This window comes from Gemmatimonadota bacterium (assembly GCA_016209965.1).
Taxonomy (GTDB): Bacteria; Gemmatimonadota; Gemmatimonadetes; order Longimicrobiales; family RSA9; genus JACQVE01.
In genome coordinates, this window is sequence record JACQVE010000187.1 from 1 (window position 1) to 7,844 (window position 7,844).

5 protein-coding genes are annotated in these 7,844 nt (G+C 70.5%); all 5 read right to left on the reverse strand.

Going from position 1 to position 7,844, the window contains the following annotated elements; all coding sequences use genetic code 11:
- Positions 1 to 365: 365 nt before the first annotated feature.
- Complete coding sequence (locus HY703_07555; protein ID MBI4545032.1) at positions 366 to 1,616, reverse strand: tyrosine--tRNA ligase; 1,251 nt, start codon at positions 1,614 to 1,616, stop codon at positions 366 to 368.
- 357 nt (positions 1,617 to 1,973) lie between these two features.
- Complete coding sequence (locus tag HY703_07560; GenBank protein ID MBI4545033.1) at positions 1,974 to 2,918, reverse strand: ATPase; 945 nt, start codon at positions 2,916 to 2,918, stop codon at positions 1,974 to 1,976.
- A 21-nt stretch (positions 2,919 to 2,939) separates the two neighbouring features.
- A complete protein-coding gene (locus HY703_07565) occupies positions 2,940 to 4,397 on the reverse strand; it encodes a sodium/solute symporter (protein MBI4545034.1) in 1,458 nt (485 codons plus the stop codon).
- The gene (gene nagB, locus HY703_07570) at positions 4,394 to 6,283 is read right to left on the reverse strand and encodes a glucosamine-6-phosphate deaminase (GenBank protein ID MBI4545035.1); all 1,890 of its coding nucleotides are present in this window, start codon (positions 6,281 to 6,283) and stop codon (positions 4,394 to 4,396) included. Before nagB ends, HY703_07565 begins: the two co-directional genes overlap by 4 nt.
- Positions 6,284 to 6,379: 96 nt before the next feature.
- Positions 6,380 to 7,844: sodium:proline symporter (locus HY703_07575; protein ID MBI4545036.1), on the reverse strand; the 1,465-nt coding region annotated here is incomplete at its 5' end.

The window sequence follows — 7,844 nt, forward strand, 5'->3', positions numbered from 1 at the left end:
GCGGAAAGGGGAACTCGAAATGGCGAAAGTCGCCGTGCCGGAGCGGCGCGTGGCGAGCTCCGGCGTGGTGAAGTCCTGGGTCGAGCGAACGAGTGTCCGAACGAGTGCATCGCTGCCGCGCGCGGCCAGCGGCACCGCGCTAGAACGACGGTCTGCTTTCGGTCGAGCGAAAACTGCTGCAACCCGCGGCCGGGCGAAGCGGCGGAAGCCCGGTCCGGAATCGTAATCATGGGGTCCAGGGAAGTTCGGTCGGTATTAGTAAAGTCGGCCCTCCGGTTTGTCAACCCTGTTGGCCGCCCCGCCCGGGTGGCGCGGCGCCGCGGAGAGCCGGTGCCTTTTCCCCGTCCGAACCCTTTGGTCAACGTTCAAGGCGTGGAAAATGTGACACGTAGGAAGTGGCGGCGCCCGCGGCGCAGCACGAGCCGGTCGCCGGGCCGGGCGGCGATGTAGCGGTTGCGGTCGGTGATGCGTTCCTCGCCCGCGGCGATGGCGCCCTGCTCGATGAGGCGGACGGCGTCGCTGTTGGAGTCGGCGAGGCCGGCGGCGACGAGGAGTCCGGGGAGCCAGACGCCACGACCGGGGTGGTAGCGGAGCGCGGGGGCATCGAGGGGGAGGGTTTTCTCGGGGATGCGGTCTGGGAGCGCGCGCTCCTTGAAGACGCGGTCGAAGTGCTGCTGGGCCTGGGCGGCGGCTTCGGCCCCGTGATAGGCGGCGACGATGTGGCGGGCGAGCTCGCGTTTGGCCTGGTAGGGCTCCTGGCGGACGCGGCTGGTGGCGGCCTCGAGCTGGGGGCCGCGCAGGGTGGTGGCCAGGCGGAGCCATTCCTCGAGGAGTGAGTCGGGAATCGACATGGTCTTGCCGAACTGCTCCTCGGGGGGCTCGGCAATGCCGATGTAGTTGTCGTACGACTTGGACATCTTGAGCTGGCCGTCGGTGCCGCGGAGCAGGGGCAGGATCAAGCAGACCTGCGGCTCCTGGCCGTAGCGCTCCTGCACGGTGCGGCCCACGAGCAGGTTGAATTTCTGGTCCGTGCCGCCCAGCTCGAGGTCGGCGCGCAGGGCGACGGAGTCGTAGGCCTGGAGCAGCGGGTAGACGAACTCGAGGATCGAGATGGGGCGGCCTGCGCGGTAGCGTTCGGCGAAGTCGTCGCGTTCGAGCATGCGGGCGACAGTGTAGGTCGCGGTGAGTTCGAGCAGGCCGGCCAGGTCGAGGGGCGCGAGCCAGCGCGAGTTGTATTCGATACGCACGCGCGCGAGGTCCAGCACCCGGCCGACCTGCTCGGCGTAAGTGCGGGCGTTGGCCTGGATCTCTTCGGCCGAGGGGCGCGGGCGCGTCTCGCTGCGGCCGCTGGGATCGCCGACGCGGGCGGTGTAGTCGCCGACCACGAAGATGACTTCATGCCCCAGCTCCTGCAGCGCGCGCAGCTTGCGCAGCGAGACGGCGTGGCCGATGTGCAGGTCGGGGCGGGTGGGGTCGAAGCCCTGCTTGACGCGCAGCGGCTGGCCCGTGCGCTGGCTGCGCTCGAGCTTGCGCTCGAGTTCCTCTTCGGGGATGACCTCGGCCGCGTCCTGGCGGATGGCCTCGAGCTGCTGGGCGACGGGCGGGAACGCGGGCATAGCGGAAGTCTAGCGGCGCGCACCGCGCTTGGCGAGAGTCCCCGGGCAGGCCGGGCAGGCCGCCCCGGCGGGCGGGCCCGGGTGAGGCTCCGCGGCCAGCGCTCCCGCTTCGCGGAGCCTCCTCGGCCGGCACTCAGCCGCCGATGCCCTGCATCTCGGGTAAATTCTTTGCTGAGTGCCGGCCTGCGGGGTCTCCGCTCGCTCCGCGAATGGCCGCTTGAGCCTCACCCGGGCCCACCCGCCTCCGCCCCAAACGGGGTTTGCAGCCGCTCGCCGAGGAGATCACACCACCGCCGCTCAGCGCCGCGGAACGGCGGCCCGCGGTGCAGCGGGTGCGCGGGCTTTTATTGCACAGGTTCAGGCGCCGAAGCGGCGGGCGAGGGTGGCGGCGCCGCGGGCGGCGTCCACGGGCCGGTCGAGGATGGCGAGGGGGAGCTGGAGCGCTTCCAGGGCGCGAAGCACGGGCTGGCGCAGTGGCCGGCCGGGGGCGAGGAGTCCGCCGGCCAGGGCCACAGGCGCGGGCGCTGGCCAGGGGCCGAGGCGGCGGTGGAGCGCGGCGATGTGGCGGGCGAGATCGTGCGCGGCCTGGTCCAGGATCCCGGCGGCGACAGCGTCCGGGCTGGCGGCTACGGCGGCGACCAGGGGTGCCAGGGCGGCAATTTCGGCCTTGGCGGCGGTGGCGGCCCAGTGGATGAGGGACTCGGGATCGGCTGCGCTGGCGGCGCGAAGCACGGGCTCGAGGAGCTGCGTGTCGGGGCCCCGGCCGTCGTGGGCGCGGGCTACGGCGCGCAGAGCTTTGAGCCCGAGGGCGTAGCCGCTGCCCTCGTCCCCCAGCAGGGCGCCCCAACCGCCGGCGCGGGCGGTGCGGCCATCCGCGGCGCGGCCCCAGGCGATCGAGCCCGTGCCCGCGATGAGGAGCAGGCCGGGCCCGCCGCCGAAGGCGTCCTCGAGGGCGGCCTCGGCGTCCGTGACCACCCGGACGCGGCGCGCGACGCCGGCCTTGCGCAGCGTATTCTCGAGGGCGCGCCGCTCGGCGGGGCGTCCGGCGCCGGCGAGGGCGCAGCAGAGCGCGGCGGCGGGGGCAGCAGCCCCTGGGCTTCGCTGACCCCCAGCTCCGCCGGCACCGGCCTGGCGCAGCGCCAGCCGGGCCAGGTGCGTCAGACCGGGGGCGGCGGCCTCGGGGTTTTCGGCGCGGACGAGCCCCGGCTCACCTGGCACGCGGGCCAGTTCGACGCCCGCGGCATCGGTGACCAGGGCTGTGGCGCGGGTGGCTCCGCCGTCAATGCCGAGAAAGAGGGTCACGGGGCCGGGACTCGGGCAGGGTCAGGGGGATCGCGCATCTCGCGAGCGGAGTCGGGCGCTGGCCGCTCCGACCCCCACCGTGACGGCGGAGCCCATGAGGGCGAACCAGAGGGTGTCCAGCAGGCGGGGAATCCACTGGAACTGCTGGGCGGCCCAGAGGGCGGCCATGAGGGTAATGGCGGCAGCCATGCCGGTGATGGCGTCGCGCTGGTCGGCGCGTCGCGAGAGCACGCCCAGGAGGAATCCGCCCAGCAGGCCGCCGTAGGTGAAGGAGGCGATCTGCAGGGCGATCACCACAATGGGCGTACCCTGTGAGGCGAACTGGAAGAGGATCGCGCCGCCAATCAGGATGGCGGCCCAGAGCAGGGTGAACGCCCTACCCACGCGCATGAGGTGCTGCTGGTCTGCGGCGCGGCGGGCGAGAGGCGCGTAGATGTCGTGGGTGGTGGCCGAGGCCAGGGAGTTGAGTGAGGAGGCGACCGTGGACATAGCTGCGGCGAGGATCGCGGCGACGATCAGGCCGGCGAGGCCGGTCGGCAGCGCATCGACAATGAAGCGGGGAAAGACCTCGTCGGGTGTAGCGAAGGTGCGGCCGCCGTAGTAGGCGAAGAGGCCGAGGCCCACCAACAGGAAGAGCGCGAACTGGCCGATGACGACCACGCCGCTGGTGATGAGGGCCTTGCGCGCCGCGGCGAGCGAAGGCGAGGCGAGCAGGCGCTGCACAATCAGGTGGTCCACGCCGTGGGAGGCCATGGAGAGGAAGGCGCCGCCCACCAGGCCGGTGAGGAGCCACCTGCCATCGGCGAATCCGCCCTGGAAGTGGAGCAGCCGGAGCTTGGCGGCGGGGCGGGCGGCCTCCAGGATGCCGGCCCAGCCGCCGGGCACCAGGCGCAGCAGCAGGACGAGGGCGGCGGCGCCGCCGGCCAGGTAGAGGAACATCTGGATGACGTCCACCCAGACGACGGCGCGCAGGCCGCCGTAGTAGGTGTAGAGCAGTGTAAAGGCGCCGGTCAGCAGGATGGACTGCCAGTAAGGGAGCCCGGTGACCAGGGCGATGGGGATAGCGGCGGCGAAAATCCGGACACTGTCCGCGAAGGCGCGCGTGACCATGAAGATGCCGGCAGCGAAGCGGCGAGTGGCGAGGCCGAAGCGCTGCTCGAGCAGCGCGTAGGCAGTGGCGATCTCGCCGCGGAAGTAGCCGGGCAGCAGTACGGCGGCGACGGCGATGCGGCCGAACAGGTAGCCGAACGTGAGCTGCAGGATCCAGAAGTCGGCGGTGTAGGCGGTGGCCGGCACGCTGATGAAGGTGAGGGCACTGGTCTCGGTGGCGACGACAGAGAAGCAGACGGCCCACCAGGGTATGGCGTGGCCGGCGAGGAAGTAATCGCGGGCGTCCTTCTGGCGGCGGCCGAGCCAGGCGCCGAAGGCGGTGACACCGGCGAGATAGGCCGCGATGACGGCAAGGTCGAGGGTGGTCACGGCTCCTGGGCGGCCAGGGAGCTGGTGGGCACGGGTTCGGTCTCGAGCGGCTGGCCGGCGCGGCGTACGACGTAGGATTCCATGGCGTAGTATTCGGGCAGCCCGAGGCGATCGAGCAGGTGCGCGGTGGTCTTGTTGCGCTCCTCGATCCGCTGCCAGAACTCGCGGTCGTCGAGGCCCGGGAAGGGCGCCACGTCCTTCTGGCTCTGGTGCTTGAAGATGGCGCGCACCTTGAGGCGCAGCTCGTCCTCGGAGAGTGGGACGAGCACGTCGGCGTCTGCCAGCGGCCATTCCTGCCACGCGCCGCGGTAGTACCAGACCTCGGGCGGCTCCGCCGAGTAGCGTTCCAGCGCCCGATCCACGGCTTCCTTGCACATGCGGTGCGTGCCGTGGGGATCCGAGAGGTCACCTGCGACGAAGGCGAGGTCGGGACGGTGGCGCTCGAGCAGCTCGTGCGTGATCTCGATGTCGCGGGGGCCAATGGGATCCTTGCGCACCTTGCCCGTCTGATAGAAGGGCAGATTGAGGAACACGGCGCGCTCGGGGGCGATGCCGAAGGTCTCGAGGGCGGATACGGCCTCGGCCTCGCGGATGTGGCGCTTGATGGTCTGGCAGGCGGCGGAGTCGACGGCGCCAGGCTGTTTGCTGGTGAGGAAATCCTGGATCTTGCGGACCAGCGCCTCGAGGCGCTGGTGCTCGAGATCGAAGTCGCGGGCGATGCGCCGCATGAAGTCGAGGTAACGGCGGACCTCGTGATCGAACACGGCAATGTTGCCCGAGGTCTGATAGGCGACGAGGATCTCGTTCCCGTTCTGGTGCAGCTTGTTCAGGATGCCGCCCATCGAGATGACGTCGTCATCGGGGTGCGGCGAGAAGACCAGGATGCGCTGGCCGCGGGGCAATTTGCTCCTGCCCCGGATCTTGGCGATAAGCGCGTTGAAGACCTCGCCGTTGAGCGGCCCGGCGCCGCCGTAGCGGGCGAGGAGCGCGCTCAGGTGGTGCTCGCGGTAGTCCTGGTTCTCGAGCTTGAGCACGGATTTGCCCGTAACGGCGCTGAGCCAGATCACGGCCTGGATCTCGAGGGGCCGGGTCCATTCTACGGCGCCCAGCAGCCAAGGCGTCTTGAACCGCGTGAGCTCGGCGGCGGCGGCGGGGTCCAGGTAAAAGGTGGTGGCCGGGTGCTGCTGCAGATAGGTGGCGGCGACATCGGGGTGTAGCTCGCCCTCGACCGCGCGGCGCACGATCTCGGCCTTATGCTCGCCCGTGGCGATGATAGCGATCTGGCGCGCCTCGAGGATGGTGGCGACTCCCATGGTGATGGCTTCCGTGGGCACGTTCTCCTCGCCGAAGAAGTCGGCGGCGGCGGCGCGGCGCGTGATGCTGTCCAGGCCGACCAGGCGGGTGCGGGAATGCATGCTCGAGCCGGGCTCGTTGAAGCCGATATGGCCGGTCTGGCCAATGCCCAGGATCTGGAAGTCAATGCCCCCGGCCTGGCGCACCCTTTCCTCATAGGCGCGGCAATGCTCGTCAACACGGTCGCGCGGCGTACTGCCGAGCGGAAGGTGGACGTTCTGCGGGGCGATATCGATGTGGTCGAACAGGTTCTCCCTCATGTAGCGCTGGTAGCTGTGAATGCTGTCCGGCGCCATCGGGTAGTACTCGTCGAGGTTGAAGGCGACCACGCCGGCAAAGCTCAGCCCCTGGTCACGGTGCAGGCGGATCAGCTCGCGGTAGATGCCGATGGGGGTCGAGCCCGTGGCCAGGCCCAGGACGGCGCCCTGGCCGGCAGCCTGCTTGCCGCGGATCAGCTCGCCGATCTGGCGGGCAATCGTGCGGGCGATGGCGTCGTGCTCGAGGACGACGGTGGGGATGCGTTCGGGGTTCATGGTTATTAGCGGACGCGTACGTGTACGCGCGTGCGCGTTGCGCGCCGCGCTGGAGCCCAGCGCCTCAGTCGCGGAGCCCGAGCCGGAGTCCCCATCCTACCTTCTGGCATCCCGCTCCCCCGCCCTCAGGTTGCGGGCGATCCAGGCGAAGGAGGCGGCGGCGGCGGCGAGGTAGAGGAGCGCTTCGAGTCGCGGCCCGAAGATCAGGCGTCCCACGCCGAAGAGCGCGCCATACACACTGATTACGCCGGCGATCCAGTTGGTCCAGTTGAGCGCGCCGCCGGCCATGGATTCGGCGCCGAAGCCTGCCGCCGTGGCGATTCGGCGCCAGCCTGGTCCGCCGGGCCGCACGCGGCGGTAGAAGGCTTCCAGTGCAGGCTGGGGCACCGGCGGCGTCAGGAAGGTGATGGCGATCCAGACGGCAGTAGTGATCGCCGTCGTGGCCAGCATGACGTAGGCGCCCTCGAGCGGATCCATAGGGTTGAAGACCAGCCCGAAGCCGCGGCGCAGTGGCGCAACCTGGGCCAGGCTCTGGGCCTCCGCGGCCGGGACTGCGCCCACGGCCCAGAGCCCGCCCAGGGCGAAGAATACGAGGAGCGCAGCGGCCATGGCGCTGATCTCCGACCAGGCGTTGATGCGCCACCAGTACCAGCGCAGGATGTAGACCAGCCCGGTCCCGGCGCCGAGCGCGATGAGGATGCGCCAGGCGCCCTCGATCGATCCCCCGCGGTAGAGCACGTAGGTCACGCCCGTCGAGAGCACGAAGATGGCAGCGGTAGCGAGGCGCGAGATCAGGACCAGGCGCCGCGCGCCGGCGTCGGGGCGGACGAAGCGCAGGTAGAGGTCGTTCATCAGGTAAGACGCCCCCCAGTTGAGCTGGGTGGCGATGGTGGACATGTAGGCGGCGGCGAAGGCGGCCAGGAGCAGGCCGCGGAACCCGGTGGGCAGCAGGTCTACCACGGCCTGGACGTAGCCGCTGGCCGGGTCGGCGAGCCCCGGGTAGAGCACGACGACGGCCAGTGCGGTGAGGATCCAGGGCCAGGGTCGCACGGCATAGTGGGCAATATTGAACCACAGGGTAGCGAGCAGGCCGTCCCGCTCGGTTCGGGAGCTGAAGATGCGCTGGGCGACGTAGCCGCCGCCGCCCGGTTCGGCGCCCGGGTAGGAGGTGGCCCACCACTGCACGGCGAGGTAGGCGAGCAGGGCGGTGAGCGGCATCCAGGCGGCGCCGGCGGCGGGGAAGAAGGCGAGTGCGGCTTCCGTCGAGCCGAAGTGGGCGGGCAGCTTGGCCAGCAGCCCGTCCAGTCCGCCGACCGCCTGGACGGCGAAGATGGCGAGTACAATCGAGCCGCCCATGGCGATCACGAACTGGACGAAGTCGGTGACGACCACGCCCCAGAGACCGGACAGCGTCGAGTAGGCCATGGTAATGACGAACATCGCGAGCAGTGCGCGGAAGGGGTCCACACCGAGCGTGACATCGAGGATCTTCACCATGGCCAGGTTGACCCAGCCGATGATGATTAGGTTGATGGGGAAGGCCATGTAGAGGGCGCGGAAC

Excerpts from the sequence above, each read along its gene's own strand:
- nagB (MBI4545035.1), bottom strand. The coding sequence starts at position 6,283 with ATGAACCCCGAACGCATCCCCACCGTCGTCCTCGAGCACGACGCCATC.
- HY703_07555 (MBI4545032.1), bottom strand. The coding sequence starts at position 1,616 with ATGCCCGCGTTCCCGCCCGTCGCCCAGCAGCTCGAGGCCATCCGCCAG.